The organism is Bacillus sp. OK048 (assembly GCF_900103525.1).
Classification (GTDB): domain Bacteria; phylum Bacillota; class Bacilli; order Bacillales; family Cytobacillaceae; genus Neobacillus.
The window spans coordinates 78,411-104,820 of record NZ_FNHN01000008.1 but is presented as its reverse complement, the minus strand read 5'-3'; the positions used below and the strand labels follow the sequence as shown (position 1 = coordinate 104,820).

27 protein-coding genes and 1 riboswitch are annotated in these 26,410 nt (G+C 35.8%); of the genes, 12 read left to right on the top strand and 15 right to left on the bottom strand.

Going from position 1 to position 26,410, the window contains the following annotated elements; genetic code table 11:
* Positions 1–3 precede the first annotated feature (3 nt).
* On the top strand, positions 4–1,113 hold the full coding sequence (locus BLR86_RS15710; protein WP_090763188.1) for an ABC transporter ATP-binding protein: 1,110 nt from the start codon (positions 4–6) through the stop codon (positions 1,111–1,113).
* 40 nt (positions 1,114–1,153) lie between these two features.
* Here the strand turns inward: BLR86_RS15710 and BLR86_RS15705 are convergent, their stop codons facing one another.
* Complete coding sequence (locus BLR86_RS15705; protein WP_090763186.1) at positions 1,154–1,396, bottom strand: hypothetical protein; 243 nt, start codon at positions 1,394–1,396, stop codon at positions 1,154–1,156.
* A 433-nt stretch (positions 1,397–1,829) separates the two neighbouring features.
* On the opposite strand from BLR86_RS15705, the gene BLR86_RS15700 reads away from it, so the two are divergent.
* Positions 1,830–2,033: an alpha/beta-type small acid-soluble spore protein gene (locus BLR86_RS15700; protein ID WP_090763183.1), complete on the top strand. Its 204-nt coding sequence runs from the start codon at positions 1,830–1,832 to the stop codon at positions 2,031–2,033.
* Between the two features lie 75 nt (positions 2,034–2,108).
* Here the strand turns inward: BLR86_RS15700 and fumC are convergent, their stop codons facing one another.
* From fumC to thiT, 12 genes are all read right to left on the bottom strand, one after another.
* The gene (gene fumC, locus BLR86_RS15695; protein WP_090763180.1) at positions 2,109–3,488 is read right to left on the bottom strand and encodes a class II fumarate hydratase; all 1,380 of its coding nucleotides are present in this window, start codon (positions 3,486–3,488) and stop codon (positions 2,109–2,111) included.
* Positions 3,489–3,759: 271 nt separating this feature from the next.
* Positions 3,760–5,775, bottom strand: coding sequence for an ABC transporter ATP-binding protein (locus BLR86_RS15690; protein WP_090763176.1), 2,016 nt, complete (start codon positions 5,773–5,775; stop codon positions 3,760–3,762).
* Positions 5,772–7,529: an ABC transporter ATP-binding protein gene (locus tag BLR86_RS15685; protein WP_090763173.1), complete on the bottom strand. Its 1,758-nt coding sequence runs from the start codon at positions 7,527–7,529 to the stop codon at positions 5,772–5,774. The genes BLR86_RS15690 and BLR86_RS15685 overlap by 4 nt, the downstream gene beginning before the upstream one ends.
* Positions 7,530–7,868: 339 nt before the next feature.
* Positions 7,869–8,069: a sigma-Y antisigma factor component gene (locus BLR86_RS15680; protein WP_090763170.1), complete on the bottom strand. Its 201-nt coding sequence runs from the start codon at positions 8,067–8,069 to the stop codon at positions 7,869–7,871.
* Positions 8,062–8,412 (bottom strand): YxlC family protein, encoded by a 351-nt coding sequence (locus BLR86_RS15675; RefSeq protein ID WP_090763168.1) that lies wholly within the window; start codon positions 8,410–8,412, stop codon positions 8,062–8,064. Before BLR86_RS15675 ends, BLR86_RS15680 begins: the two co-directional genes overlap by 8 nt.
* Complete coding sequence (gene sigY / locus BLR86_RS15670) at positions 8,366–8,923, bottom strand: RNA polymerase sigma factor SigY (RefSeq protein ID WP_090763165.1); 558 nt, start codon at positions 8,921–8,923, stop codon at positions 8,366–8,368. Before sigY ends, BLR86_RS15675 begins: the two co-directional genes overlap by 47 nt.
* A 156-nt stretch (positions 8,924–9,079) precedes the next feature.
* Entirely contained in the window at positions 9,080–11,110 is a 2,031-nt protein-coding gene (locus tag BLR86_RS15665) for a transglycosylase domain-containing protein (protein WP_217642390.1), read from the bottom strand.
* 124 nt (positions 11,111–11,234) lie between these two features.
* Positions 11,235–11,690, bottom strand: coding sequence for a helix-turn-helix transcriptional regulator (locus BLR86_RS15660; protein WP_090763161.1), 456 nt, complete (start codon positions 11,688–11,690; stop codon positions 11,235–11,237).
* 103 nt (positions 11,691–11,793) lie between these two features.
* Positions 11,794–11,949, bottom strand: coding sequence for a FeoB-associated Cys-rich membrane protein (locus tag BLR86_RS15655; protein WP_090763159.1), 156 nt, complete (start codon positions 11,947–11,949; stop codon positions 11,794–11,796).
* Positions 11,950–11,968: 19 nt separating this feature from the next.
* The gene (gene feoB / locus BLR86_RS15650) at positions 11,969–13,975 is read right to left on the bottom strand and encodes a ferrous iron transport protein B (protein ID WP_090763156.1); all 2,007 of its coding nucleotides are present in this window, start codon (positions 13,973–13,975) and stop codon (positions 11,969–11,971) included.
* Positions 13,975–14,199 carry a FeoA family protein gene (locus tag BLR86_RS15645; RefSeq protein WP_090763153.1) on the bottom strand — a complete coding sequence of 75 codons (225 nt, stop codon included), beginning with the start codon at positions 14,197–14,199 and terminating at the stop codon, positions 13,975–13,977. Before BLR86_RS15645 ends, feoB begins: the two co-directional genes overlap by 1 nt.
* A 140-nt stretch (positions 14,200–14,339) precedes the next feature.
* Positions 14,340–14,915 carry an energy-coupled thiamine transporter ThiT gene (gene thiT / locus BLR86_RS15640; protein ID WP_090763151.1) on the bottom strand — a complete coding sequence of 192 codons (576 nt, stop codon included), beginning with the start codon at positions 14,913–14,915 and terminating at the stop codon, positions 14,340–14,342.
* Between the two features lie 121 nt (positions 14,916–15,036).
* Positions 15,037–15,144, bottom strand: a riboswitch (TPP riboswitch).
* A gap of 198 nt (positions 15,145–15,342) precedes the next feature.
* Here thiT and BLR86_RS15635 point away from each other — a divergent pair.
* The 3 genes from BLR86_RS15635 to BLR86_RS15625 all read left to right on the top strand — a co-directional run bounded on the left by BLR86_RS15635 (position 15,343) and on the right by BLR86_RS15625 (position 18,451).
* Positions 15,343–16,476, top strand: coding sequence for a histidine kinase N-terminal domain-containing protein (locus tag BLR86_RS15635; RefSeq protein WP_090763143.1), 1,134 nt, complete (start codon positions 15,343–15,345; stop codon positions 16,474–16,476).
* Between the two features lie 320 nt (positions 16,477–16,796).
* On the top strand, positions 16,797–18,149 hold the full coding sequence (locus tag BLR86_RS15630; protein ID WP_090763140.1) for a hemolysin family protein: 1,353 nt from the start codon (positions 16,797–16,799) through the stop codon (positions 18,147–18,149).
* Between the two features lie 122 nt (positions 18,150–18,271).
* Positions 18,272–18,451: a hypothetical protein gene (locus BLR86_RS15625; protein ID WP_090763138.1), complete on the top strand. Its 180-nt coding sequence runs from the start codon at positions 18,272–18,274 to the stop codon at positions 18,449–18,451.
* A gap of 65 nt (positions 18,452–18,516) precedes the next feature.
* Here the strand turns inward: BLR86_RS15625 and BLR86_RS15620 are convergent, their stop codons facing one another.
* Positions 18,517–18,852: a hypothetical protein gene (locus BLR86_RS15620; protein ID WP_254782346.1), complete on the bottom strand. Its 336-nt coding sequence runs from the start codon at positions 18,850–18,852 to the stop codon at positions 18,517–18,519.
* Between the two features lie 312 nt (positions 18,853–19,164).
* On the opposite strand from BLR86_RS15620, the gene BLR86_RS15615 reads away from it, so the two are divergent.
* From BLR86_RS15615 to BLR86_RS15590, 6 genes are all read left to right on the top strand, one after another.
* A complete protein-coding gene (locus BLR86_RS15615; RefSeq protein ID WP_175492918.1) occupies positions 19,165–19,464 on the top strand; it encodes a HesB/YadR/YfhF family protein in 300 nt (99 codons plus the stop codon).
* Positions 19,465–19,730: 266 nt separating this feature from the next.
* On the top strand, positions 19,731–20,444 hold the full coding sequence (gene atpB, locus BLR86_RS15610) for a F0F1 ATP synthase subunit A (RefSeq protein ID WP_090763132.1): 714 nt from the start codon (positions 19,731–19,733) through the stop codon (positions 20,442–20,444).
* Between the two features lie 92 nt (positions 20,445–20,536).
* Positions 20,537–20,923 (top strand): ATP synthase F0 subunit B, encoded by a 387-nt coding sequence (locus tag BLR86_RS15605; RefSeq protein ID WP_090763129.1) that lies wholly within the window; start codon positions 20,537–20,539, stop codon positions 20,921–20,923.
* A 3-nt stretch (positions 20,924–20,926) separates the two neighbouring features.
* A complete protein-coding gene (locus tag BLR86_RS15600; RefSeq protein ID WP_090763126.1) occupies positions 20,927–21,898 on the top strand; it encodes an AtpZ/AtpI family protein in 972 nt (323 codons plus the stop codon).
* An 87-nt stretch (positions 21,899–21,985) separates the two neighbouring features.
* Entirely contained in the window at positions 21,986–23,242 is a 1,257-nt protein-coding gene (locus BLR86_RS15595) for a DUF445 domain-containing protein (RefSeq protein WP_090763123.1), read from the top strand.
* Between the two features lie 121 nt (positions 23,243–23,363).
* Positions 23,364–24,443: a putative glycoside hydrolase gene (locus tag BLR86_RS15590; protein ID WP_090763120.1), complete on the top strand. Its 1,080-nt coding sequence runs from the start codon at positions 23,364–23,366 to the stop codon at positions 24,441–24,443.
* Between the two features lie 44 nt (positions 24,444–24,487).
* Here the strand turns inward: BLR86_RS15590 and BLR86_RS15585 are convergent, their stop codons facing one another.
* Positions 24,488–25,897: a SpoVR family protein gene (locus BLR86_RS15585; RefSeq protein ID WP_090763116.1), complete on the bottom strand. Its 1,410-nt coding sequence runs from the start codon at positions 25,895–25,897 to the stop codon at positions 24,488–24,490.
* Positions 25,898–26,107: 210 nt separating this feature from the next.
* Between BLR86_RS15585 and BLR86_RS15580 the strand changes: the two genes are divergently transcribed.
* A complete protein-coding gene (locus BLR86_RS15580) occupies positions 26,108–26,362 on the top strand; it encodes a YhdB family protein (protein WP_090763113.1) in 255 nt (84 codons plus the stop codon).
* Positions 26,363–26,410: the final 48 nt, after the last annotated feature.

The window sequence follows — 26,410 nt, the reverse complement described above, 5'->3', positions numbered from 1 at the left end:
ACAATGGCAGAGTTAGTATTAGATCATATATATAAAATTTACGATAATAAGGTTACCGCAGTTTCAGACTTTAACCTACATATACAAGATAAGGAATTTATCGTCTTTGTTGGTCCATCAGGCTGTGGTAAATCAACAACACTTCGTATGGTCGCTGGACTTGAGGAAATTTCACAAGGTGACTTTTTCATCGATGGAAAACGAGTGAACGATGTAGCTCCTAAAGATCGTGATATCGCGATGGTTTTCCAAAACTATGCACTCTATCCACATATGACCGTTTATGATAATATGGCTTTTGGTCTAAAACTTCGTAAGTTTCCGAAGGATGAAATTGATCGCCGTGTAAATGAAGCAGCTAAAATCTTAGGATTAGAAGCTTATTTAAAAAGAAAGCCAAAAGCATTATCCGGTGGTCAACGTCAGCGTGTTGCCTTAGGACGTGCGATTGTCCGTGATGCAAAGGTATTCTTAATGGACGAGCCTCTTTCTAACCTTGATGCAAAACTTCGTGTTGCGATGCGTGCTGAAATTGCTAAGTTGCACCGTCGTTTAAATACAACTACTATTTACGTAACACATGACCAAACAGAAGCGATGACAATGGCTTCAAGGCTAGTTGTTATGAAGGATGGTATTATTCAACAAGTAGGTACACCTAAAGAAGTATACGAAAAGCCTGAAAACGTATTCGTAGGCGGATTTATCGGTTCACCAGCCATGAACTTCTTTAACGGAAAGCTTGAAGATGGCAAATTTGTAGCAGGAAAAACATCTATCTCAGTACCTGAAGGTAAAATGAAGGTCCTTCGTGAGCAAGGTTATGTTGGAAAACCAATTATCCTTGGCGTTCGTCCAGAAGACATCCATGATGAGCCTGTATTCATTGAAGCTTCAACAGGTACAAAAATCAAAGTAAATGTTGATGTAGCTGAATTAACGGGTGCAGAATTAATGGTTTACTCCAGCATTGATGATCAGGACTTTGTAGCACGTCTTGATTCAAGAGCTGACATTCACCCTGGAGATTCTCTTGATTTAGCATTTGACATGAATAAAGCTCATTTCTTTAATATAGAAACTGAGTCTCGCATTCGCGCAAAAAATGAATAATGATTGATAATAAACCAAGGTCCCGTTTTGGGATCTTGGTTTATTCTTTAATAAAAATTATCTCATCTTTATGACAGGTTGGACATGTATATAGATGTGGGCATTTTTGAGCTGAGTTTGTATCTGGATAGCCGTCCTCCATTTTCATTAATTCAATTTCCATATACGGACTATAATCATCATAGAAATCCATTAACCGTCCACTCTCCAACATTTGTTCCCCACAATGGGTGCATTGAACCGATACTTCACGTAAACCATTGCATATTGGGCATATTGACATTTCTATTCACCCTTTATTTTATGGCTGTGTTATAGGTAAATGTTGATTTTATGACAATGTTGATTTTTGCGGAAGGCGCGAGACTCCTGCAGGAGGACGGGACAGGGGAGACCCCGCAGGCGCTTTAGCGCCGAGGAGGCTTCCCGAACCGCCTGCGGAAAGCGAAGCGCCTGGAGCACAAATCAACAGCCTAGTTTAACACAGCCTAATTTAATGTATATGGTTAGTTTACGTTACTATTACAGCACTATGTAATGGAATAAATTACTAAATAAATAATCGAATAAGCTGTCCATTTTTAATCATAATAAATATTACAAAGCAAGCAACAACTTACCACGATGGGTTAGGCCAAGGCGGCAATGGTTATCATAACCAAAATGGTTCAATTCCATACTGACCCCAAATTTATTAAGAGGAGTGTTATTCAACTATGGCTAGTAACAACAACTCTAATCAACTTTTAGTACCTGGAGTGGAGCAAGCACTTCAACAAATGAAGTATGAAATTGCAACAGAATTTGGTGTACAACTTGGTGGAGATACTACTTCTCGCGCAAACGGTTCTGTTGGAGGAGAAATCACTAAGCGTCTAGTTGCAATGGCAGAATCACAACTTGGCGGGTACCAACGCTAATTTCAAAAAAGAACAGTTCAACAAATAAATAACATGGCTTAAGCCCCCTCCATTAGGTAGGGGGCTTTTATTGGATTAAACCATATTCTCTGGTTTAACCCATTCATCAAATTGCACTGCTGAAACATATCCTGTTTTAATGGCAGCTTCCTTTAAAGTACTATTTTCTCTGAAGGCAAGCTTTGCAATCTCGGCTGCTTTCTCGTAGCCGATATGTGGATTTAAAGCTGTCACAAGCATTAAAGTTTGTTCCACATGCATTGTAATTACTTCTTCGTTTACTTCAATTCCAACCGCACATTTTTCATTAAAAGAACGAATACTATCGGTTAACAGCGATATTGATTGAATGACATTAAAAATTATTACAGGCTTAAAAACATTTAATTCAAAGTTCCCCTGACTGGCCGCAAATCCGATGGTGGCATCATTCCCAAAAATTTGGCAGGCTACCATCGTTAGCGCTTCACTTTGAGTTGGATTTACCTTACCCGGCATAATAGAACTTCCAGGCTCATTAGCTGGAATAATCAACTCTCCTATTCCACTGCGTGGTCCGCTTGCAAGCCACCTGACATCATTAGCGATTTTCATTAAATCTGCAGCCAATGCTTTTAACGCACCGTGTACAAAGACGATTTCACCATGACTCGTTAATGCGTGAAATTTATTATTTGAAGCTTGAAACGGATAACCAGTCAATTTTGAAAGCTGTTCCGCCATTTTATCCCCAAACTCTGGGTGCGCGTTTATACCTGTTCCAACCGCAGTACCACCTATAGCAAGGCTCCGTAAATATTTGCTTGAATCTACTACCATCGTTTCATCCTTATCAAGCATTGCTCTCCAACCGCTTATTTCCTGTCCGAGTGTCAATGGGGTAGCATCCTGTAGATGAGTTCTGCCAATCTTAACTATATTCTTAAAAGCCTTTTCCTTTTTTATCATAGTGGCCTTTAATTCAGTAATAGCGGGAAGTAAATGCTCGGTTAATTTTTTGTACGCCGCGATATGCATAGCTGTTGGAAACGTATCGTTAGAACTCTGCGACATATTCACATCATCATTTGGATGAACCCGCTCATTATTCCCTTGATTCATTAATAATTCATTTGCACGGTTTGCAATAACCTCGTTCACATTCATATTGGTTTGAGTGCCGCTCCCTGTTTGCCAAACGGCAAGTGGAAAATGATCGTTATATCTCCCTGAAAGGATTTGGTCACAAACAAAAACAACAGACTTCATCTTTCCTTCAGATAATTTTCCTAATTCATGGTTGACAATAGCGGCTGCTTTTTTGATTAAGGTTAGTGCAAATACAACTTCAATCGGCATTTTTTCGGATCCAATATCAAAATTTTTAAGGCTTCGTTGTGTTTGTGCTCCCCAAAATTTATCAACTGGAACCCTGACATCACCAAGTGTATCTCTTTCAACTCTATATTTCTCCATAGATTTATTCACCTCACTAACATATATATTCCCAAAAATAGTAAAAAAACTACAGACAATTGTCTGTAGTTTAATGTTTAACAACCATATAACCAATAAAATAAGAAAGAATTAATAAACTACCAATAACATTAACGATTGAAAAGTCCATCTGCATTCCACCCCTTTATTATGAAAGAGCTTAAACATATATAAATTATCATAATAAAGAGTTTTTACCTGTGATAAAAGTAACTGGTTATCAATGAATTTATGAACATTCCATGAACGATTACCCAGCTAGACTAGCACTACCTTTTTGGAGCTCATACATTTGATAATATTTTCCTTTTACCATCATTAACTCCTCATGTGAACCACGCTCTACGATTCTTCCACGGTCTAAGACAAGAATTTGATCAGCATTGCGGATGGTTGATAACCTGTGCGCAATAATAAAAGTAGTTCTTCCTTTTTTCAGGACATCCATGGCTTCTTGGATAACAGCTTCCGTTTCGGTATCTATACTTGATGTAGCTTCATCTAAGATTAGGATTGCTGGGTTAAAAGCAAGAGCTCGCGCAAACGAAATTAACTGACGCTGTCCGCTCGAAAGTGTACTTCCTTTTTCAATTACAGGTTCGTCATAGCCATTTTCCAAGTTTCTAAAGACCTTATCTGCACCAACATCCTGTAACGCCTTTTCCACCATTTCTCTCGTTATGGATGGATCTCCAAGACTTACATTAGAGACAATCGTACCGGTAAACAGGTATGGATCCTGTAATACAATCCCCATATGATCACGAATTGTTTGGCGTGGGATGCTGCTGATATCCTTTCCATCAATGAGGATTTTCCCCTTTTGGCAATCATAGAAACGGAAAAGCAAATTCATAATAGAGCTTTTTCCAGAACCAGTGTGTCCCACAAGGGCAACTGTCTGGCCTTGTTTAGCTTCAAAATTAATATCATTTAATACATACTCGCCTTCTTTATAACCGAAAGACACATGCTCGAATTTAACATTGCCGCGAACACGCTCGATTCGTTCTTTTCTTACATTTTCACCTTGTTCATCCATTAGCCTAAACACTCTTTCACCAGCAACTAAGGCGGTTTCCAAATTGGCCAATTGATTGACAATCCCTTGTATTGGATTAAATAGACGATTAATGTAATCTACAAAGGCATAGAGTACACCAAGTGAAATCACTGAAGCAGGATTTATAGAAAGACCGCCAAAATACCAAATAAAGGCTACAAAAACCATGTTTCTTAAGACCCCAACTAAATTATGAGACGTCAAAGCATTTAAGCTTAATAATTTATTTTGATACATAAAATGTTCAGTATTCAGCTTTTCGAATTCCTTTTCTGTCTCTTTTTCCATTCCAAATGCTTGAATAATACTCATGCCGCCAATAGATTCATTAATCGTCGCATTGATATCACTGTTTCTTGAGCGAATGACACGATTGTATGTTGAAGCAAACTTCCGATATAATTTCATCCATCCATAAAGGATTGGCAATAGTAATAAGCAAATGGCTGCCAGCTTCACATCTAGGATAAAAAGGGCCGCATATATTCCCGTAATATAAATCGCACTTGTAAAAAATTGAGCTAATACGGTTACATAAAGTTCACGGATTGCTTCTGTGTCATTGGTGATCCTTGCCACCACTTTCCCAGCAGGAAGGTTATCAAAATAATGTATCGGAAGTCGCTGAATCTGTTCGAATACATCTTCACGCATTTTTTGTATAATACGATTTGCTGACTTTTGCAGTAAAAACCTTTGACCGTATTGAAAAATAGCAGAGATCACTAATAAACCAAAGTAAATGATCAAAAGCTCGATTATTGATGGGATTTCCAATTGGTAAAACAGCTTCAGCTCCTTATTTGTTAAGGGTTTTGCTTCATATTCTACTTTCTTCGATCCATTTTCGACCGTTAATATCCCCTGATCAAACGTTCTTTTACCATCGAATTCTAGCTTTTCATTAATAATTACAAACTTTGCACCCACCTGCAAAATTCTTATTGCTATCCCCTTTTCTTCATCACTGGAGAAATTCTTTTCCTTTTTATAAAATTTCCCGTTATATTCAGCTGTATCTTTTCCTCTTGTAGTTTCGTTCCAAACAGACTCAATGCCTAAAATATGTTGGTCGATAATGTTTTTCGCAATGAATGGACCAGCAAGATCTGTAACAACGGAAATGGTCAGCATAAACAGCGCGGTAAAAATGATTTTTTTATACTGTAAAGCATACTCGGTTAATCGCCTTCCTGTGTTCATGCTGTCACCCCCTCTTCCAAATTGTTTTCCACTTGTTGACGTAAATACTGTTCTTTATACCATCCTTCATTCGAAAGCAGTTGATCATGTGTTCCTTCTTCAATTACTTTTCCTTCATCAAGAACAATGATGTGGTCTGCATGTAGAACAGCAGACATTCGGTGAGTCGTGATAATGGTGGTTTTGTCTTTTCGTAACTCACGAATATTGTCAATAATACTTTTTTCTGTTTTTGCATCAACAGCCGATAAGGAATCATCAAGTATAAGGATTTCTGGATTTTTAATAAGTGCTCGCGCAATTGAAATCCTTTGTTTTTGACCACCTGAAAGTGCCACACCTTTTTCACCAACGAGTGTCTCTAACCCATCTGGGAGCATTTCTAAGTCCTTTCGGAATGCAGCTAAATCGATTGCCCTTTCTAATTCTTCTTCGGTTGCTTCTTTGTTCCCAAACAAGATATTTTCTTTGACACTTCTTGAAAAAAGAACATGGTCTTGAGGTACATATCCAATCCATTTACGAACTTGATCCAGTGTCTGCTTCTTAAGTGAAACTCCTGCGATAGACATATCACCTGATCCAAGTGGATATTGCCTTAATAATTGCTTTATCACAGTTGTTTTTCCACTTCCTGTTTTTCCAACTATTCCTAGTGTCTGCCCTTGGAACAGTTGAATCGTTATATCTGTTAAATTATCCTCCTTGGAAGAAGGATACCGAAACGTTACTTGTTTATAATCAATTCTATTAGCAGTTTCGAGCTTAACTGGGTGAACTGGAGTCTCAACTGTCTCTTGAAAAGATAATGTTTCATTTACCCTGTCTAACGAAGCATTTCCTCTTTGCATAATATTAATTAATTCACCAATCGCAAACATTGGCCAGATTAACATACCTAAGTAAACATTAAATGACACAAGATCACCTAAGGTTATCGACTGGTTGAATACTAAATAGGCTCCATAACCAAGTCCAATAATATAGCTGATTCCCACAAGTATTTTTACTGTTGGATCAAATAAAGAGTCTATCCTTGCCACCTTAATATTTTTTTTAAAGACATCTTCAGTTAATTCGTGGAATCGTCTCCCATCCGCCTCTTCTTGTACATATGCACGAATAACTCTAACACCGGCGACTGATTCTAAAACTCGGTCATTAAGCTCCCCAAATGCATCCTGCGCTTCCATGAAGCGCTTATGAATCCTATTTCCGTAAACTTGCATAATATAAGCCATAATTGGTAATGGAAGGATCGCGGCAATGGTCAACTTCCAGCTGATTAAGAGTCCCATGGTAATAATAAGAGTCAGCATCCAGACACTTGAGTCCACCAGGGTTAGTATTCCAAACCCTGCGGTGGTGGAAATCGCCTTTAAATCATTGGTGGCCCTGGCCATTAAATCACCGGTCCGATTTTTCTCATAAAAAGTTGGTGACATTTTTAATAAATGTTTCATAAACCGAGAACGTAGCTTCCTCTCAACAAGAAAGGCACCACCAAATAATTTATACATCCAAACGTAGGTAATTCCGTATGAAAGTATCATTAGTAAGAGTAAGTAACCTACATACTTTACTATTTTTTCATTATTCATTTCGCCTAAATGAATATCATCGATTACCGTTCCGAGTAATTTAGGCGGTAAAACATCTAGAATCCCAACTAAAATTAATAAAAAAATAGCAACTACATACCGCTTCCAATATTCTTTAAAAAACCAACTTAATTTTTTTAAAACAGAAAACATAATATCCCTCCCTGTAAAAAAGACAAAAAGGCATACCGCATTTGTGCAGTATGCCCCGACAAACTAAAATTAGAGACAAAAAAACACACGTTACGTTAAAAAAGAACGCAACCCGTGTTGGACCATGACAATACCCAGATTAAATTAATTAATAAGAAGGCGTACTAGGACAGGTTACATTCAAATATTCAGTTGCTACTACTGTGCTGTTTAAAACAATCATTTGGTAACCCTCCTTTTCCTTTTTTTTCATCCTTTGTTAGATTATCACCAGTTCATTTATATGTCAAACCTATTTTTCAGAATTTTCTTTTCGATTTAAACAGACATGAATATTTTTTAATCGGTATTTTTTTGAAAGATTTTCCGTACAAATACTAAGTAAAATAGGGTAGGCATTGGTGCTTGAATGAGACCAACAATTCCCCACAACCAATAGTTATGGTTGCGTTTCCTCGCATCCAAGAACAAAAAGATACTTTGGAGCAACAAGATTGCAACAACTAGGATTATGACAGATAGTGAGAGTTCTTCACTCATTAATATTCACCTTCTTACTAAACTTTGTAATTGTATATAGTACAATAAAAATCGAAGTAATGATTTGAATTAAGATAAATACCACAGGCATTTGGTAAAAAGATACGATTATTCCACTTAAAATGAATAATGCTATCATGATAAACATGGATAATTCTATCATTAGTTTTTTCCTGCTATTTTGCTTCTCAGTTTGAACCATTTTTTCAAACCATTGTAAATCCGGAGTATAGACAGGGAATTGATCAACCTTAGTTAACCCTTCTTGCAGTGCGTGAATAGCATCTAAGTCACGTTTATTTTGTTGTTCGTTGTCGAGTATGACGACCTTCTGTTTCTTCACCTATTTTCAGCTCCCTTCTTACTGCCAAAATACCATTATGAACTCTTGATTTAACCGTTCCGGAAGAAATTTTAAGCCATGCACCAATTTCATCATATGAGTAACCATAATAATGCTTAAGGACGATGGGAATCCGTACATCTACAGGTAATTTTCCTAATGCTTCTATGGCATCATTCCATTCTTCATTCCGGCTTTCAAAATGCCATTTCAACTTTCGGTAAATCTCTTCTTGTCCTTTCCAATTGTTTTCTCTTTTTTGTTTTCTACAAAGGTCAATGTAAGTATTGGTAGCAATGGAAATCAGCCAAGTTGAAAATTTACTTTGACCATTATAGAGATGAATTTTTTGAATACATTTTGCCATTGTTTCTTGTGCAAGTTCTTCTGCTATATCGGGATTCATTGTAACCTTTATTAAATACTTTACAAGGAATGGATAATTTTCTTTAAACAACATGGCAAATGCAAGATGATCCCCTTCTTTTGCACTTTTAACTACTGGATCCATCCGTCTTGTCCTCACTTTCCCCCATCAATCCCTATTTTTCTATTTATGTATAAGACGTCTTTGAAAGTCTTTCGTTCATCTTTTTTTACGATTTATTTTGGGTAAAGGCTGTTTTCATTCTAACACAAAAGGCACGAATCTCTTCGTGCCTACCATCTAGTACTTAAAGTTAGGGCCAAGTTTCTTCCAGCGTTTTTCCCACTTTTCTTTCTGCTTTCTCCACTTTTCTTCCCATCTACTTGCTCCATCATTAAAATATTCTTCAAGAGATTTACGATTCAACTCCTCTTTTTCCTCAAGCCTCTTCTCCATCAACGTATCAATGTGCTGAACGTTAAAACTTATTGCAGGAATTCCTTTTAATGCATCTTTCATTACCTCACGAAACACAATTGCCGCTCCTGCACTGCTGGTCGTTTTTAAGTAATGTTTTTCATCCGTTTTATCGTAACCCACCCATACTGCTCCAACTAATTGTGGTGTGTAGCCAACAAACCATTGATCTTTTACACCCGTAACACCTTCAATTGGCACCTGTGTAGAGCCTGTTTTTCCTGCTATTTCCCTACCAGCTATTTGCGCACTTTTTCCTGACCCATGTTCAACCACACCGAGTAGCATCGTGGTCATTTGGTCTGTGACTTCTTTTGTTGTGACTCTGTCTTTTTTCTCCTTCCACTCGGCCACAGTATTCCCATCAGCGTCAACAATCTTTCTTATTACATGTGCTTTCGTTCTGACTCCATTATTAGGAAAGACGGAATAGGCCTCCGCCATTATTAGTGGAGAGACTCCATGCTCTAATCCACCTAAGGCAAGTGATAAATTACGATCACCTTTAACTAACGGAATTCCAAAACGTTTTGTTGAATCGATTCCGTTTTCAATGCCAATTTCATTTAAGAGCCAAACGGATGAAACATTTTTGGATTCTTTCATCGCTTCATACATCGGCACCTGGCCTGCATATTCATGGTTGTAATTGCTAGGTTCATACTCACCAAAGCTCATTGGTTCATCCATTAGCATATCTGTAATTTCCCATCCAGCTTCGAGTGCAGGTGTAAATACAGCCAGCGGTTTTATCGTTGAACCTGGCTGCGCCTTTAATCCTGTTGCACGATTGTATCCTCTAAAAGTATGCTCTCCACGTCCACCAACGATTGCTCGAATTCCACCCGTTTGTGGATCAACAAGAATTCCGCCACTTTGAACAATTTGATCTGACCCTTTTGGAAATAATGCGTCGTTTTGAAAAGTTTTTTCCATCGCATGCTGCATAGTAGGATCAAGCTCAGTATAAATTTGATACCCGTTTGTTAGTAATTCATCCTGGGATAAATGGTATTCTTCAATTGCTTCTTCAAATACTTGGTCAACATAGTGAGGATATTTTCCTCGAAAAGGGTCACCGCCTTTATTATTTAAGACTATCTTTTCATTTATTGCATGTTCATACTCCTGTGTTGTTAGAAACCCTTGCATCTTCATCTGTGCTAAGACTAGATTTTTCCTCTGTGTCGCTTTTTCTAAATGATGATATGGATTTAGGGCAGATGGTGCTTTAATGATACCTGCCAATAATGCTGATTCACCAATGGACAGGTCCTTTACCTCTTTTCCAAAGTAATTACGAGTTGCCTGCTTAATACCCCAAGCACCGTCTCCAAAATAAATCTGGTTTAAGTACATTTGCAGGATTTCCTGCTTGCTGTATTGTCTCTCAATTTTCATTGCTAAAAATACTTCATCTATTTTTCTCTTCAAGGTTTTTTGGGAGGTAAGTAATGTGTTTTTCGTTAACTGCTGGGTAATCGTGCTGCCACCCTCTACCATGCCCATAGCCTGTATGTCCCGAATAAGCGCCCTAGTGATACCGATAAAATCAATTCCATGGTGCTGATAAAATCGGTGGTCCTCAATTGCTATCACTGCATTTTTCATAGATTCAGGGACATGACTGATTGAGACACCTTCATTCTTATTAGCCGATACCTTACTAGCAACTTCACTGTGAATATCATAAAATACCGTCGCTTGGGGCAGCTCATTTTTGAGTGAAGAAATGTCTGCATCCATTGAATATGCATAGAGAATTCCTAAAAAGCCTAAAACAAAAAGAGAAAACGATAAAACCACCACTTGGTTCATATGCCATCGTTTCCAATTATTCACAACTTTTTTCATAGCTCCTCCTTAAAAATATGAAATGAAGGACATCATTTTCTTTTTCCCAATGATGGGAAAAATTATCCAAAAATGGCCAGAATAAAAAAAATCCTTGAAAAAATCAAGGACCATTTCCAGCAACTTATTCATTTTTAATTAATTCTTTAAAGCGGATTTTAGATTGTTTCTCATCAAAACTGCTATAAACACGATAATGTTTTTCGTCTAAAATTCTAAAATGTTTACTAAGAATATTCTGTTGCAGAATAAAGCCATTTTTTCTTGAAACTTCTCGCCACCAAATTCTACCGCCAAACGTTTTCATCTTACGATAGTCGATTCCTTCTCGTGCGACTGTCTCCAAGACCTCCAGTGGTTCATTACCAAACAAAAATTGGACTGTTTCTGTCTCTCTAAACAGTGCACATATGGATACCACCGTTGACCAGCTTGCAAGAACCCTTCCTTTTTCAATCTGAACTAGGGTTTTTTTTGATACACCAATGATATCAGCCATTTTATCCTGTGTATAGCCTGCTTCTGTGCGGATTAATCGTAATTTATCTGAAACTAGCTTAATAATTTCTTCCCTATTCATTAGAAAAACCTACTTTCACCTACTACTAGTGTAATTTTACACAAGTTCACCACGATTTAAAAGAAAAAACTACTATCGATTAAATGATAGCAGTTTTAATAGTTTATTTTATAGGCGTGCCGCATTGACTTTGACTCGAGCAGGATTTTTCAAGATCACACGCGGCACATTTTCCTTTTTTTGATTTATTAATAAATTTCACTAATGCCCAAGCGGCATAACCAAAAATCGCAGTGCCAATGATGATACTTGCTATCATATGGAACACCCTCCTAATCTTATACTAGTCCGAACAGTTTTCCGCCTTGATAAATAACCAAGCATAATGTATAAGCAATAAATAATGCATAAATAATTGAAAAAGCAGTCCACTTTTTTGAGCCAGTCTCTTTATATATTGTTGCCACAGTTGCTAAACACGGAATATATAATAGGATAAAAACCATAAAGCTATAGGCAGCAAGTGGAGTGTAGAAATCACTTAGTAAACCTTGCAAACTCGCATCATTAGGCACAAAATAAATAATATTCATGGTAGAAATGATTGCTTCTTTTGCTAAAAAGCCAGTGATTAAAGAGGCAGCAGCCTGCCATGTTCCAAATCCAATTGGTTCAAGAATAGGTGCAAATAAATTTCCTATTGCAGCTAAAAAGCTATCATCCATATCCACTTTTAATCCATTTGGTCCTGCATATGATAACAGCCAAATGAATACAGAACCAGCAAAGATAAACGTTCCTGCTTTTCTAACAAAGCCCTTTCCCTTATCCCATGTACTCTTCCAAAGCGATTGAACTTGTGGAAGCCGATACGGCGGTAGTTCGATAACGAACAGCGATGTTTCAGATTTTAATAATGTTTTCGTAAAAATTTTTGCTAATACTAATGCAACAACAATTCCAAGAACATAAAGGCTTAACACAACAAGTGCTTTATTCCCTACAAAAAATGCACCTACAAATAATGCGTATACAGGAAGGCGTGCAGAGCATGACATTAGCGGCGTTAATAAAATGGTCATTAGTCTTTCTCTAGGTGTTTCAATTGTTCTAGCAGCCATGATTCCAGGTACATTACAGCCAAATCCAATCATCATGGGGATAAACGCCTTGCCATTTAGCCCTACGGACTCCATAATTCGGTCCATCACAAGCGCGACACGAGCCATATAACCAGAATCCTCTAATAAGGAAATAAAAAAGAAAAGAATAAAAATCTGTGGAACAAACACCAATACCCCGCCAACACCAGCAACAAGTCCTTCTAAAATCAATGCCTGGATAAAGTCTGAAGCATTAATAGCATTTAGGATACTTTCAAAACCTGTGGTTACCGGTCCAGTTAAAAATCCGTCCAGGACATCAGATAAAGGTGTTCCAAGCCAATCAAAAGTAAGCATAAACATCAAGTACATACAAAGTAAGAAGATTGGCATTCCTAGATAACGATTCGTTACGATATTATCAATTTTTTCTGATAGTGGAACAGTGGTACCAATTTTTTTAACAGAAGCCTCTAGAATTTTTTCTATTACTTCTTTTCGTTTCAGATAAATATAGTTCGACAGAGATTTTATATGGATATCTTCCTTTTTAATTACCGATTCTAATTGAGTGATGAATGTTTCTAGTTTATTTGTTTCTACAAGATCGGAAAGATATCCTTTTACGTATTCATTCCCCTCAAATAGTTGAATAGCTAGCCACCTAGGTGAATGCTCGGTTTTTCCGATTAATTCAACAGATAATTTGTTTATCGCATCTTCTACAGCTGTCCCATAGTAGACATGTTTTTTTACCTTTGATTGGTTGGAGCTTGTTGAAATGACCTCAATTAATCGATCGCAGCCTTTTCCACTTCGCGCAACAACAGGAACAACAGGTACGCCTAATATCTGTGATAGCTTTTCTGGATCAATTTGAATTCCTCGATTTGCTGCAACATCTACCATATTTAAGCCAATTAATGTTGGTTTCTCAAATTCAAGCAATTGTAAGGTTAGATGTAAATTACGTTCTAATTGTGAAGCATCTAAAATATTTAGCAACCTATCCACAGGTTCATCTAAGAAAAAAGAAGTAACAACCCCTTCATCCTTTGATAATGGATTCAGTGAATAAACACCAGGCAAATCAATTAGTCTACCTATATTATTCTTGAAAACTCCGACTTTCTTTTCAACTGTAACTCCGCTCCAGTTGCCAACATATTCGTAGGAACCTGTTAGATTGTTAAACAATGAAGTTTTTCCAGTATTCGGGTTTCCAATAAGGGCAATTTCCATTAAACTCTCTCCACTTCTATTAAGCACGCTTCTTTACGACGGAGACCAACACATTGTCCACAAGATTCTATCAACACTGGACCACCAAATGGCATGATGCATTTGACACAAACTTCAGAGCCTTCTGTAATCCCAAGATCTAGTAAGCGTCTTTGGACTAGGCGACCCACATTTGATATGTTAACGATTTTCCCTTTATCCCCTGCTTTAAATGAACCGAACATCTCTATCACCCTAACTTATGTTAATTGAGAATGATTATCTTTCTTTATAAACTAATTTTACCATAATATCTTATAGAAAATGTGACAAAAAAACGAAAAAGTCTCAAAAAAAAGAGAAAAGTCAAGGACTTTTCTCTTTTTTATATCATCTTTTTCGGTGCTGCGCTTATTACTAGGATTACTAAAATAGCACTTACGATAAAGCTTGGCAGCATATAAGTTCCATTATAAATTAAGGAATAAACAGCAACTGGCTGGCCATCAGGTGCAAATTCACCAAAGAATACAATCCCTGAATAAACATGAGCTAAATATCTAAGAGCACTTCCCAAAAATGTTCCTAAAATCACATAGGTAATCCAGCCTTTTTTGTTTTTATTCGAAAGAGAATTTTTCACCCGAGATGCAAAGATACCAGCTAAACCAACAACTGTAAATGCAACACCATAATCAATAATACCTTGAAGAGGGGTATAAATTTGTGAAAAACCAAGGATAAATTGAAGTAATCCGAGTAAAAATCCAGATAGGATCCCACCTTTTATTCCCCAACGAAATGCCATGATGAAAATTGGAATCATCGCAATTGATATAGATCCTCCCTGTGGCCACACTTTTAGCGACAAGAGTCCTGAAACTAAATCCAATAAATAAGCTAATGCTGAAAATACTGCCACTTCTACTAAAAATAATGTGTTACTACGCTTTTTCTCCATACCTGTTCCCCCTATTTTGACTTTGCGAAAGAACGTTCGATGCTACTTGCTAAAAATTCTATATGGCGCCAAAAAAAAAGCAATGCAGGACATTTAAGGATTGTCTGCATTGCTTGAATTGATATTCGGCAAACCACATCCCTACGCTAGCGTTAACTAACAGGTTCATAGGGTCAGAACTCGAACGTTCACTCTCAGCCACTTAAAAGCAGCTCCCCTTGTGGAAATATTTAATTGATTACAAAAATGAATATACTATTATTATAGTAATTTTACAAGGAAAACATACCATTCATGGTATAATTAATAACAATACCTCAAAAAAAGAATAATTGTAAAATTCGCCTATTATTATTTAAAGGGATTTTCCACTATTATCACGAATTATCTTTTAATCAGTTTGGCCATGCCTTAGGAGGAAATAGTGATGTTATCAGAAGTCCGTACAGATTTAATAACCTTTTTTAAGAAGAATAAAGAGAACTTACTTCTTGAATGGGAAAATTCAATAATCATTTCTAATGATGATCCCTTTAAAGAAAAAATCCGTGAAAATGGTATCGCTCTTGTTAATGTCATTCTTAACATGCATCTAATGAGTGAACAAGAGCTATTGAACATACTCAAAGAGCATGCTTTAAAAGTATCTGAGGAAAGAGCCCTGGCCAATATTAATATTGGGGAATTTGTTTATAATGTTAATCATGGAAGAACTGTGTTGTACAGTTATTTAAGTAAAGCTGGTTTACAATGGACCGACCTTCAAGAATCAATTAATAAGATCAATTTCTGCTTTGATAAATTTTTGTATTATGCTGTGACTCATTATACTGAAGCAAAAAATAAAATCATTGAAGAAAAATCAATGTTTATCGATTCAACTCACCAGGATCGTTTAACACTTCTTGGACAAATGACATCTAGCTTTATTCATGAATTTAGAAATCCTCTCACATCTATCCAAGGGTTTATACAACTTCTTAAGGCTGACCATCCAGATATGAAATATTTGGATATTATTTCCAGTGAGTTAGATCAGCTAAATTTCCGAATTTCACAGTTTTTACTATTATCAAAAAAAGAACTAATTGGTAAAGAAAAGGAACAATTTCATCATAATAAATTAATTGATGAGGTATTGAATTTCTTATATCCTAGTATTTTAGATGGTAATGTAAAAATAAATAAAAAAATTGCTGAAGAGATGATACTTTATGGTTATGCAGATGAAATACGACAAGTCTTTATTAATATTATCTTTAATGCCATTGACGTGTTAAACCATCACAGAATCTCAAACCCAACGATTGAAATTAAAAGTTACATAGAGAATGACACACATTTGATATTGTCCATCTCCAATAATGGACCGATGATTCCTTTTGAATTGAGTAAAACCATTTTTGAGCCTTTTTTCACGACTAAAAAGCTCGGTACCGGGCTTGGACTATTTGTGTGTAAAGAAATTATTGAAAAACATAAAGGTAACTTAACCTGTTCTTCAACGCCAGAACTTACTATCTTTACAATTAAATTACCACTTGCAGCGTCTCCTTTATAGGAGGCTTTTGTTTCGTAATTTTAACCGAAATTTATAACTTTCCGATTCATATAGACAAGACTTTATTCATAAAATGTTGATACCAACTCTATACAAACTAGAACGTTTGACTGTACAGTTGTTATTTACTATAATTATTTTAAAATTTAGATTACCCGAGGTGATATGTTGGGGCTGTCTATCGAATCGGTGAAATAGCAGAAATCGTACTGGTTTTTAAGCGAAAAATGTTCCAAATCTAATTTCTTCATATCTAGTTTTCTTTTAAATTATTAGGAGGTGACTCCTTACCTCGTATAAAACGAGCTAAGGGAACTTATTTGGACATATTTAACTTGGTTATTATAGCCATTTTAATTGCGTTAACTGCTTTTTTTGTAACTTCTGAGTTTGCTATAGTAAAAATTCGGAGTTCTAGAATCGATCAGTTAATTGAGGAAGGTAATTCGAGTGCAATTTCAGCAAAAAAAGTAATTTCAAACCTGGATGAATATCTTTCAGCCTGTCAGTTGGGAATTACCATTACTGCGCTTGCTTTAGGTTGGATTGGGGAATCAACAATAGAACATTTACTCACACCCCTTTTTACTGGACTAGAAATTCCTGAAGGTGTATCCCATATCTTATCCATTGGGATTGCATTTTCGACCATCACTTTTTTACATGTTGTCGTAGGAGAACTGGCACCTAAAACACTTGCTATTCAAAAAGCTGAATTGATTACACTCATTATGTCACGACCTCTAATTTTCTTTTACAAAGTGATGTACCCGTTTATTTGGATATTAAATGGGTCAGCACGAATTGTGACGAGTATTTTTGGTCTTAAGCCTGTCTCTGAAAATGACATGGCACATACCGAGGAAGAACTTCGAATTATCCTATCTGAAAGCTATAAAAGCGGCGAGATTAACCAATCAGAGTTTAAGTATGTAAATAAAATTTTTGAATTCGATAATCGTATTGCCAAAGAAATTATGGTTCCACGAACGGAAATCGTTTCATTATCTAAGGATGATACCTTAGATACTTTTCTTCAGGTCATCCGTGAGGAAAAATATACGAGATATCCGATTATTGATGGTGATAAAGACCATATTATTGGTCTTGTTAATATTAAAGAAATGGTTACTGATTTAATCAGTAACGAAACCCTTTCAACCAAAACATTAGAACACTATACTCGTCCAATTATTAGAGTAATAGAGACGATTCCCATCCATGATTTATTGGTGAAAATGCAAAAAGATCGTATGCACATGGCAATATTAATGGATGAATATGGTGGTACATCGGGTCTTGTTACAGTTGAAGATATTCTCGAGGAAATTGTTGGTGAAATTCGTGATGAGTTTGATTCGGATGAAATTCCAATGATTCGGAAAATTACGGAACATCACTATATTATTGATTCCAAGGTATTGGTAACAGAAGTGAATGATCTGCTAGGGGTCGATATTGATGATGTGGATGTCGACACCATTGGCGGCTGGATATTAACCGAAAATTATGAAGCAAAAGAGGGAGACTCCATTTATCATGAGCCCTATTCATTCAAGATACTTGATATGGAGGACCATCATATTAAATATGTCGAAGTAACTAAGGTTAGTAGTGATGTAGAACAAAATAATCATAAAATGCCCTTGTCACAGACGGAAGTACTTTCATAAAGAGCATTTATTAAAGCAGACCAAGTTGATTATTGGTCTGTTTTTTTTGTAATAAATTTGTAATAATCCAATCACTTACACACTCCAATTCATATTTTATACTAAAGGGGTGAGAAATAACGATGGAATTAATTTTATTATTCTTAGCTGCAATACTATCTGGTTTTGTATTAATGAGTGTTGAACTGGTATCATATTTAAGCTTCTTAGGTCCTATTTTTGATATCGTAGGCTCATTAGCTATGATTATTTTTTCTATAGCACTTCTCTTTACAGCACTTAAAAAATTATTTAACAGATAATTGAAGGCCCTTTCAGTTGTTTGTTCAACCCAAAAAAGATCAGGTCTAGTCTGAGCTTTTTTGGGTTATTTATTTTTTAAGATAATAATTTCTTCTTCTGCTTTAGCTAACTTAATTAGATGTGAATCGAGGCGACGATTTATATGTTTTACTTCCTCAGCATTGCCTGAATTTTTCTTTATTTCTTTAATTACATTACTCTGTACGTCCTCAACACGCTGAAGAGACTCTTTAATATCTGATAAATCAATTTGATTAACCTCTACCCGATGTTCAATTCTGTCCATTTGCTCTAAGCGAGAAAGTCTATTTTCAATATTTTCTAATGTTTTATTAAATGAATGAATTAACGATTTAATATCCGAGATGTTATCCGTCAATTTATCAAGTTTTTGCTCCATGTTATTAGCTCCTCATTCGTAGTAAATCCATTTTAACATCTTAAGCACTTTATATATGTTACAATTTCAAAAACAATGCACCTGCCAAAATATATATCTTTATTATCCGCTCTTTAGAGTGATTATTGCAGGATTATGAACTTTTTTTTAAAACTCCTAAACTTTAATGAGTATTGTGAAAAATATCACATGCAAATCAGATCTAAAGCCTTAATCTAATATCATAAGAAATAACTTAATATTTCTTGCAAATTTACATGGTTTCAATCTTATTATGGATCTTACCATTTGGAAAAGGTTGGTGCATTTTATATGATGATTTCTATTGATGAAAAAGCTGCAATGTGGTTCACGAATGAATTCCAAAACAACAATACCGTAAGAATGTTTCCGCAATATGATGGGTTTGGTGAGAAAAACAAGGGCTTTAGCTTGGCATTTTCAGCCGAGGCACCATCAAATATTGGATTTACTAAAGAAATAAATGGCATAAGTTTCTATGTTGAAGGAAATGATATATGGTTTTTTGAGGATACAGAAACTTGTTTATCCTATAACGACGAAATGAAAGAAATTCAAATTTCGTTCAAGGAAACAATGGCTATCAACTAGTTAATAAATTTGGGCACCCATTAAAAATGGCTGCCCTTTTTCTTTATAAATACTATTCCAAACAAAATTAATACTGTTACCTATGATACAATAAATTTAGTAACTACCATGCCTAACTTTACTTTCTGAAAATTAGGAATAAATTGTGAACTATCTTGCAATAATAATTGATTCGATTTATAATGAAAGCGCCAACTAGTAAATATTTCCTATGTTCTTAGCGATTTGCTTATTAAACCTTACTTTATAGAAAGGGGTTGGACATCTTGGAACATACTAGACCTCAAGTTGTATTCTTTAATTTAACTTTTGATCTATCTATCATCTTGACTACCACCATTGCCGCACTGTTAGTTTTCACCATTGCCTACTTATGCACAAGAAACCTTACAGCAGGAACACCAAAAAAATGGCAGAATTTTATGGAATGGATTTTAGATTTCGTCAAGGACATTATGAATAATTCAATGGCTAGCACCAACAATTTATTTGTTTTGTCCACTGGAATATCACTTTTAATGTACTTATTTATTGCCAATCTATTAGGTGTCCCGTTTTCGATCATTACCATTGAACAACATCCTGTTACATGGTGGCGATCCCCCACTGCAGATGCGCATGTCACCATGACCTTAGCCATCATGATTATCGCCTACACCCACTTCATCGACATCCGCCTTCATGGATTTAAACATTTCTTACTCAGTTTCTTTAAACCATTTAAAGCTTTGTTCGCAATCAATATATTGGAACAATTTGCTACTACTTTAACCCTAGGGCTGCGATTATTTGGTAATATATATGCAGGTGAGGTTATGTTAGCATTACTTGCTGGTGCTGTCACACAAGGATTTGCAGTAGCTACTCTAGCTGCACTGCCAATGCTCATTTGGCAAGCCTTCTGTGTTTTTATTGGTGCCATTCAAGCTTACATATTTGTAACACTTACGATGGTTTATATTGGTCACCGCTTAACATAATTAGGAAACCGGTAGCGGCTTGACCTGGGATAGAAGTCAATATTTCCTAAGCGCTGGATCTAGAAAATTAAAAATGTTAGGAGCTGATTGGTTTGGGTGATATAACTTTATTTGGACTCCCCATTTCGATAGGAACTATGGTGTATCAAGCTCTAATTTTTACCGTCTTAGTTTTTATATTAAAGAAACTAGTATTTAAAAAGTTAGTTGGTGTCTTGAACAGTAGAAAACAACATATTGAAAATCAGCTTCAACTAACAGAGCAATATAAACGGGAAGCTGAAAAAAATCTGGAGCACAGTGTCGAAGTTCTTAATCAGGCTAGAAGAGATGCTAGAGAAATAATGAAGCATAGTGAAAACGAAGCCAAATTAATGATTACCGATGCTAAGCTTGAGGTTAAAGAAATTCTGAAGGAAGTGAAAGAGGAATCATTCCGTTCCCGATCATTTATGCATAAAGATAGTAAGGGGGCGTAAAATATGAAACACAGGTTTACCAAGTACTTAGGCAGGGTAACAGAAATTCTTGAATTGGGGTTTGAAGAGAAATTTATTTATGTTCATTACACAAAAGGAAAAACAGAAAAAACAGCTTGCATATTAAAAAATAATGATAAATCTCAAAGTGAATATTTAGAAGCATTTTTCAAGGAAAACAATGTCTCTGAAGAAATGAAGAAAGAAGTACGTAAATTTCTTAACAATGAAAATAACTTTAATGATGAACCTTGGAATGAGTTTACAACCTTTTTAATGAAAACCCTCTCATTAAATTTGGTATTTGGCTTAACAGTAGCCTTAACCGTTTTCGCCTTTTATAAACTAGGATCGTACCTTGACGCCCGTTATGGCTACGAACCTTGGTTAACAGTCATTTTTATTTTCATGGGCATTGCGATTGGAGGATTAACAGGATACTCAATGATACAAAAATATTTCAAAAAGCCAGATTCAAAGGATATTCAGAATGAATATGATTCACAAAAACAAAAAAATGAAACAACTGACTTTCCAATTATTGATGTCACTATTGACCAGGTTCGTAGAGCTGTAAGACAATTTTCAGATAATCTTCCAAAAGGTGTATACCGTACGATTATTGTCCAAGACGATAATAGCATCGACTTTAAACAACTAGCAAATATTTTAGGCGGAATTCCATCTAAGAAATTTTATATGTCTAAAGAAACTTATGATCTATTTGAGGAGAGCGAAAAAAATATCCCAGTTGAAATGGATATGGTTCAAAAAGCAGTCGACTTATTTGTTAAAGAACGAAAGGCCTATCCAATGCTGGGTTTCGATCCAAATAGGAGAGTAAATTATTATCAATTAATGCAAGATAATTTTTTGAAATCCGAGCCTGAAGTTCAGTTTTATATTACTGATTTAGATGGGTTAATAACACATATTCGGCCGGAAAAAAAGAAAATAGAAAGCTCCTCTCAATAATCAAAGAGGAGTTTTTTTTTGCTTTTTTTGCTGATATTGAGATAATAGAATAACAATTATATTTTAGTTAAAATGAGGGATACAAAGATGTCGAGAAAAAAGAATAATTCGCAGCATTTAGCGAAGATATCTCTTGCTGTTATGGCGATAGGTTTCATAGGGACTATCCCCTTTCAAGATTCCCTTTGGGGAACAATCCTTCAAGGGGGATTTGAAGCAGGTTTGGTTGGGGGTCTAGCCGATTGGTTTGCAGTTACTGCGTTATTTCGCCACCCTTTAGGTTTACCAATACCTCATACTGCACTTTTACCAAAAAACCGGAACAGAATAATTGCAGGTATTATTAACATGTTAGAAAAGGATTGGTTGACCAAAGAAAGCATCAGAAAAAAAATATCAACCATTCCATTTACCGAGAAGCTATTTATGTTAGCTGAGAATGCAATTACAGGACAACAAGTTAGAAATGGAATCACAACATTAATTCAGCATTTACTTCATTCAGTTGACAGTAAGAAGATTGCACCCATCATTGAACAAGAATTGAAAACAAAGCTCAGAGAGCTAGATACAAGTAAATACCTTTCTCTTGTCATCGATCAGCTTATAAGCAGGAAATATGATGAAAAAGCGCTCGATTTCATCCTTAAAGAAATAGACGAGTGGTCAAGTAAAGAAACTACCAAAGAAAGGCTTGGCAGACTGGCAGTTGAGGCATTGGAAAACATTAAAGCAGATGGTTTTATGCAATTTGCTTTAAAATCTTTTACGAATATAGTCAATGAGGAGAAATTAGGTAGTATTATTCAAGGTCTCATAAAAAAGGGTGTCGTTAGCCTTAGGGACCCCTATAACCAGAATAGGCAAACCTTACTTTTTCATATTAACAGCAAGCTTCAAGAGATAAAAACCGATGAAAACCTTGCAATAGAATTAAACACCATAAAGGAACAATTGATATCAAATTGGCAGTTTGAGGAAAAAATAACTGAATTTGTTGAGCAATTAAGACAAAAAGCGCTCGCAATTATTGAATTACCGCACTTTTATGATGGTTACCTCCTCCCTCTTATCTCAAAAGCATTTGAAAACTTGAAAACAGATCAAGAAAAAGTAATGGCAATTGAGTCTTGGATTCAGCAGCTAATTTCCACTTTTGTTGATAATAATCATGCGAAAATCGGAAAACTTGTTGAGGAAAATTTAAATAAATTGGATGATAAAACGCTTATTAACATGATCGAATCGAATGTTGGAAAAGACCTGCAATGGATTCGTGTAAATGGTGCAGTCTGCGGTTTTCTCATCGGGCTTTTCTTAGTCGGATTGAAATTGATTTTTTAATAAATCAATCATTATAGCAACAAACAGTTGGGCTCTCTTGCTATTCAAGAAAGCTCTTTTTTTATAAAATTTCTCAAATTGTACATATTAATAGGTAATAAAATACGAGAGGAGTGCATATATGCGCAAATTTTTCCTTCTTTTTGCTATATTCCAACTATCTATCAGCATTACTTGTAATAATTTAGTCCTTGCTGGAACACATATTCAAGAACCGATTAGAGGTATTTATGTAACTGCCCCAACAACAAACAAACCACAGTTTAATCAATTACTTTCACTTATTAATAACACCGATTTAAACGCAATGGTCATTGATATTAAAGATGATCATGGCAACCTTACTTTCATACCTGATAAAAATTCACCCTATTACTCGGTTAGTCGTCCCTATATTACAAATCCTGCTTCTCTAATGACAACATTAAAGACGAATAACATTTACCCGATTGCAAGAATCGTTGTCTTTAAAGATAATGTCTTATCAGCTAAAAATCCAAACCTTTCATTTAAGACATCTAATGAAGGTTTATGGAAAAATCCAAGGGGAGATTCATTTACCAACCCCTTCCTCAACGAGGTTTGGGATTATAATATAGGTATGGCACTTGAAGCGGTTAAGCTAGGTTTCAAAGAAATTCAATTTGACTATGTTAGGTTTCCAGAGAGGTTTGAAAAGATTGAAAATGGACTTATCTATGATAAGACCACTTTTCAAGCCAATAGAGTTACAGCTGTAAGTGAATTTGTAAAATATGCTAAAGAAAAACTTACACCCCACAATGTTAAGGTTTCTGTGGATATCTTTGGAAATGCAACCGTCATCCCTGAAGCTAGTGGGATTGGACAGAATTTCACAAATATTGCTCAGAACGTAGATGTCATTTCTGCTATGATTTATCCTAGTCATTGGACGGCCATTTTTGGCCTACAAAAACCAGATTTAGAACCATATCGACTTGTCGAAGCGTATGCTAAGATTGAAAATGAACGTTTAAAGAAGATTGCGAATCCACCTATATCGCGGCCGTGGCTTCAAGACTTTACAGCCTCTTATCTTGGTGAGGGAAACTATAAGGTCTATGGTAAAAAGGAAATTGAAGAACAAATTCGTGCTTTACATTCACAAGGGATCAATGAATTTTTATTATGGAATGCAGCGAATAACTATACTCAAAACGTTGATTATACACCGTTTTAAGGATGAATTTAGGCAGCTATTGACTACAATAGCTGCCAGTTCATTTACTGATACTTCCTGTGAACACCTTTCCCATCATAGGAAAACAACATTCTCCGCTCTTCAATCATGGTTTCAATGTGAACAGGTCTTCCCCATAATTGATGGATATAAGGCAAAACCTTTTCTAGATATTTCACATCTAGTTCAATCCCCTCAAACCAATGCTTTAAATAAAGTTCGCCGTTTTTCAAGTAGTCACCATCATTGACAGTAATGTATGGGAACCCTCCATTTACACGCATATTAACCAACTGATCACGAACCTGTTCCCATTGTTTATCAACTATTTTATAATCTCTTCCTTGTTTTTGAAAAAGATACATATCCTCTCTCATCACAAGATCTTTATTTAAATAATTTCGCAAGAACGAAATATCTGATTCTACTTCGCGGACCTCAAACATTTTTTCACGGCCAGAACCAGGCTTAACACCCCTTCTTATCATTTCTTCTGTCGGATTATCGTATCGTTCTTCAATATCCTCAAATATCTTAATGCCAAGATAGTATGGGTTGATCCCTGTTTTTGATGGCTGAACAACTCCTGCATTTAACTTGGCAAACTCAATCGCTTCACCACTGGTTAAGTCCATCTCTCTAATGATTCTTTGGTGCCAATAAGATGCCCAGCCTTCATTCATGATTTTTGTTTCAAGCTGCGGCCAAAAATATAGCATTTCTTCGCGCATCATTGTCAAAATATCCCGCTGCCAATCCGTCAGCTCTCGACTATAGCTTTCAATAAATAATAACAAATCCTTTTCTGGTTTAGGCGGAAATTGTTTTTTCCTTGGCTGATTTGACTGCTTCTTGTCTTTGTCATCTAACTTCCATAAATCATCATAAGGTGATGCAGATGGTTGTATTTCGTCTTCCAATTCATCCTCAAGAGACCATGCCAGTTTTGGTCTCATTAATGAAGGATCAATATGTTCATCAATCGCCAGCACTGCATCTAGGAACGTCTCGACTTCCTTTTTGCCAAATTGTATTTCATAAAGACGGATTCTTTCTGCAGTTGCAGACATGCTTTCAACCATATCTCGTTTTGTATTTTGGAAACGAACATTATTTTTAAAGAAATCGCAATGGGCAAGTACGTGTGCAACGATTAATTTGTTCTGTATAAGGGCATTGGAATCTAATAAGAATGCATAACATGGATTTGAATTAATAACCAGTTCGTATATTTTGCTTAGTCCTAAGTCATAATGCAGCTTCATTTTATGGAATTGCTTCCCAAAGCTCCAGTGCGAAAATCTTGTCGGCATACCATAGGCACCAAACGTATATATGATTTCTGCTGGACAAATTTCATAACGCATAGGATAAAAATCTAAACCAAATCCACGGGCAATTTCGGTAATCTCACTAATTGCGTATTCAAGTGCTTTGCGATCGTCCCCATTCATCTCCATTCCCCCTTTTACCTCTTACCACAATGTATGAAGTAAATCTAGGAATGATGAAACAAGATGTAAAATTCTAAACCAATACTTTACTTGTTATACAGGTAAAAGTTGAAAACAGCGTTATATCGGATTGTCCAACATTTTCTGTGAAAGTTATCTGCAAAATATCATAAAATAACTTCAACTCCTAGTAAGGAGGAGACAAAACAAATGATTAAAATGGATTATGACCGGGCGTTGTATTATACACATCGCTCTGAATGGGATAATTTGCTGATACTCATGGTACGAACAAAAGACCAATTGTTATCAAAGCGGATTGAGCAATTCCTGCATGCTTATCACTTTGAACGTGACTATTCAGTAATTGAAAACAAATTATATTCACTACTTCGTTATATCGACCATGCTAACGAAACCATTGATCCTGAAAATGATGAGGTACCGATGTATAGTCTTTCCTGAAATAAAAAGCGGATACCATAATTGTTGAGAGAAAGTTTACCAACCGGA

Coding starts and splice junctions, on each gene's coding strand:
- BLR86_RS15705 (WP_090763186.1), bottom strand. CDS start 1,396: ATGTCAATATGCCCAATATGCAATGGTTTACGTGAAGTATCGGTTCAA.
- BLR86_RS15625 (WP_090763138.1), top strand. CDS start 18,272: ATGGAATTAATTTTATTATTCTTAGCTGCAATACTATCTGGTTTTGTA.
- BLR86_RS15615 (WP_175492918.1), top strand. CDS start 19,165: ATGATGATTTCTATTGATGAAAAAGCTGCAATGTGGTTCACGAATGAA.
- BLR86_RS15595 (WP_090763123.1), top strand. CDS start 21,986: ATGTCGAGAAAAAAGAATAATTCGCAGCATTTAGCGAAGATATCTCTT.
- BLR86_RS15710 (WP_090763188.1), top strand. CDS start 4: ATGGCAGAGTTAGTATTAGATCATATATATAAAATTTACGATAATAAG.
- BLR86_RS15700 (WP_090763183.1), top strand. CDS start 1,830: ATGGCTAGTAACAACAACTCTAATCAACTTTTAGTACCTGGAGTGGAG.
- BLR86_RS15590 (WP_090763120.1), top strand. CDS start 23,364: ATGCGCAAATTTTTCCTTCTTTTTGCTATATTCCAACTATCTATCAGC.
- BLR86_RS15660 (WP_090763161.1), bottom strand. CDS start 11,690: ATGAATAGGGAAGAAATTATTAAGCTAGTTTCAGATAAATTACGATTA.
- BLR86_RS15620 (WP_254782346.1), bottom strand. CDS start 18,852: ATGGAGCAAAAACTTGATAAATTGACGGATAACATCTCGGATATTAAA.
- BLR86_RS15655 (WP_090763159.1), bottom strand. CDS start 11,949: ATGATAGCAAGTATCATCATTGGCACTGCGATTTTTGGTTATGCCGCT.
- sigY (WP_090763165.1), bottom strand. CDS start 8,923: ATGGATCCAGTAGTTAAAAGTGCAAAAGAAGGGGATCATCTTGCATTT.
- BLR86_RS15665 (WP_217642390.1), bottom strand. CDS start 11,110: ATGAAAAAAGTTGTGAATAATTGGAAACGATGGCATATGAACCAAGTG.
- BLR86_RS15580 (WP_090763113.1), top strand. CDS start 26,108: ATGATTAAAATGGATTATGACCGGGCGTTGTATTATACACATCGCTCT.
- fumC (WP_090763180.1), bottom strand. CDS start 3,488: ATGGAGAAATATAGAGTTGAAAGAGATACACTTGGTGATGTCAGGGTT.
- BLR86_RS15690 (WP_090763176.1), bottom strand. CDS start 5,775: ATGAACACAGGAAGGCGATTAACCGAGTATGCTTTACAGTATAAAAAA.
- BLR86_RS15685 (WP_090763173.1), bottom strand. CDS start 7,529: ATGTTTTCTGTTTTAAAAAAATTAAGTTGGTTTTTTAAAGAATATTGG.
- BLR86_RS15645 (WP_090763153.1), bottom strand. CDS start 14,199: ATGTTCGGTTCATTTAAAGCAGGGGATAAAGGGAAAATCGTTAACATA.
- thiT (WP_090763151.1), bottom strand. CDS start 14,915: ATGGAGAAAAAGCGTAGTAACACATTATTTTTAGTAGAAGTGGCAGTA.
- BLR86_RS15600 (WP_090763126.1), top strand. CDS start 20,927: ATGAAACACAGGTTTACCAAGTACTTAGGCAGGGTAACAGAAATTCTT.
- BLR86_RS15635 (WP_090763143.1), top strand. CDS start 15,343: ATGTTATCAGAAGTCCGTACAGATTTAATAACCTTTTTTAAGAAGAAT.
- BLR86_RS15585 (WP_090763116.1), bottom strand. CDS start 25,897: ATGAATGGGGACGATCGCAAAGCACTTGAATACGCAATTAGTGAGATT.
- feoB (WP_090763156.1), bottom strand. CDS start 13,975: ATGGAAATTGCCCTTATTGGAAACCCGAATACTGGAAAAACTTCATTG.
- BLR86_RS15680 (WP_090763170.1), bottom strand. CDS start 8,069: ATGAGTGAAGAACTCTCACTATCTGTCATAATCCTAGTTGTTGCAATC.